This window comes from Streptococcus sp. HSISS2 (genome assembly GCF_000448665.1).
In the GTDB taxonomy this organism is placed as follows: Bacteria; Bacillota; Bacilli; order Lactobacillales; family Streptococcaceae; genus Streptococcus; species Streptococcus raffinosi.
The window spans coordinates 1,022,557-1,024,712 of the sequence record NZ_CM002133.1 but is presented as its reverse complement, the minus strand read 5'-3'; the positions used below and the strand labels follow the sequence as shown (position 1 = coordinate 1,024,712).

At 42.1% G+C, this 2,156-nt stretch carries 1 protein-coding gene and 2 pseudogenes; 1 reads left to right on the top strand and 2 read right to left on the bottom strand.

The window, feature by feature from the left end; translation table 11 throughout:
- Positions 1 to 840: pseudogene (locus HSISS2_RS04500) on the top strand (phosphatidylglycerol lysyltransferase domain-containing protein); the annotation flags it as partial.
- 56 nt (positions 841 to 896) lie between these two features.
- Here HSISS2_RS04500 and gatD read toward each other — a convergent pair.
- Positions 897 to 1,685 (bottom strand): lipid II isoglutaminyl synthase subunit GatD, encoded by a 789-nt coding sequence (gene gatD / locus HSISS2_RS04495; RefSeq protein WP_021145604.1) that lies wholly within the window; start codon positions 1,683 to 1,685, stop codon positions 897 to 899.
- Positions 1,685 to 2,156 (bottom strand): annotated as a pseudogene (locus tag HSISS2_RS04490) (DUF1727 domain-containing protein); the annotation flags it as partial. The gene gatD and the pseudogene HSISS2_RS04490, both read right to left, overlap by 1 nt.

The window sequence follows — 2,156 nt, the reverse complement described above, 5'->3', positions numbered from 1 at the left end:
TATTGGGAATGAAGATTATTATCGACCAGCATGGGAAGCCTTTCTAAGCGCTTTATCTGATTGGAATCTGCAAGCCCTATTTTATGAGGCAGATGAAAGCATTACCCTCATGCTTCATGACTATGGATTTGACTTCATGAAGTTTGGGGAAAATGCTATGGTTGACTTGACGACGTTTTCGGTTGAAGGAAAGCATGGTAAGAAATTCCGTAAACCGACTAATCGCGTGGAAAAAGCTGGTTTCCAATTTAAATTGCTTCAACCGCCATTTTCAGAGACTCAAATGCAGGAAATGAGAGCTGTCTCAGATGTTTGGCTTAATGGTCGTAAGGAGAAAGGTTTCTCTCTTGGTTTCTTCGATGAAGCCTATCTGCAACAAGCGCCGATTGCCATTGTTGAAAGTGAAGCAGGCGAAATTGTTGCCTTTGCCAATATCATGCCAACCAAAAATAAACGAGTGGCCACGATTGACCTCATGCGATATGACTTTGAAAAGGCACCTGAAGGCATTATGGACTACCTCTTTGTCAAACTCTTCCAATACTTCCAAGCAGAAGGCAAGCAGTACTTTGATATGGGAATGGCTCCCCTAGCCAACGTTGGTACTGAAGAAGATAGTTTCTTAGAGGAAAAGGTTGCCAATCTGGTTTATGTTTTTGCACAGCGTTTTTACTCTTTCAGTGGCCTCCAACGTTATAAGGAAAATTCTCTCCAATCTGGTCTCCAAAATATATTGTCTATCCAAAAAGAACCTGGCTCTTGTTTGATATGATTGCTATTCTAAGGATTGATAATCGTAAAATTGAAGACAGAATGAAGAAAAGACGTCTTTGGAAATAGAGATAACATGAAAATAGCGAAGCCAATCAGCTTCGCTATTTTGATATGTAGAAGACTTACTTTTCGAATTCTGCTTTTGATTTAGTATCTGCATACTCTTCAGCTACCTCGCTTGAGAGAATGTCATCATAACTTGGCAGTGAAATGTTCTGGCCATATTTGTTTCGAAGAGCTGTAGTTACCAGTCGGTATGCGAGGTTGGCATTACGAGAAAGAATTGGGCCGTGGAAGTAGCTACCATAAACATTCTTGTAGTGAACACCCTCGGAACCATCTTCCTTATTGTTACCATTACCGTAGACCACCTTCCCAAGTGGTTTCTCGTCATCCGAAAGGAAGGTACGTCCTTGGTGATTTTCAAAGCCATAATATGTTTCATCGAATTCTTCGTTATGAATCTTGATGTCACCGATGTAACGGTTATTTTCTTGATTGAGGGTGTAGTGGCCCATGACACCAATGCCGTCAATGCGAACCCCGTTAGCTTGGATGTAATATTGTCCAAGAAGTTGGAAACCACCGCAGATGGCTAGGATGACCTTATTATCTTGGATGAATTGATCAATAGCGTCACGTTTAGATGGTAGGTCTTTGGCAACGATGGATTGTTCGTAGTCTTGACCACCTCCAAAGAAGACCATGTCGTAGTGATCTTTGTCAAAGTCGTCCCCAACAGAAACGATGTCGAAGGTCATTTTAGCACCAAGTTTTTCCCCCACATATTTGATCATAAGGACATTACCATTGTCCCCGTAGGTATTGAGCAGATTACCATAAAGGTGGGCAACATTTAGGTCGTAGGTGTAGTCACGATTTTCTGGAGATTTGAGAGAAGTATAGGTCATTAGTTCATCTCCTTTCCGACAGCATGACGTTGGGCAAGAATGTCACGAAATTCAAGCATGGCAGTATAGGTAGCTAGGATATAGGCATGGTCGCAATCTTGCTTTTCAATCAAGGCCATAATATCTTCGAGCTTTTCTGCTTGCGTAATCTTATCCTCTGGGTAGCCAGTCACACGAAGACGGCGGGCAATTTCAGAGTGACGGACACCACCAGCATTAATCTCAGGAATATCCATGTCGAGAATGCTTTCAAAGTTGGCATCCCAAATCCAGCTAGTATCAATACCGTCAGCATAGTTGGCGTTAAGAAGAACTGACAAGCTAAATGGATAATCTGCAAGCTTAATCATTTCGAGAGCTTGGCTAGCGCCAACTGGATTCTTAATGAGTACGAGGGTACATGATTTGTTGCCAATCTTAAAGGTTTCTTGGCGTCAAAGACAGCACGGCTCTTATTAAACCCAGCCTTGA

Coding starts and splice junctions, on each gene's coding strand:
- gatD (WP_021145604.1), bottom strand. CDS start 1,685: ATGACCTATACTTCTCTCAAATCTCCAGAAAATCGTGACTACACCTAC.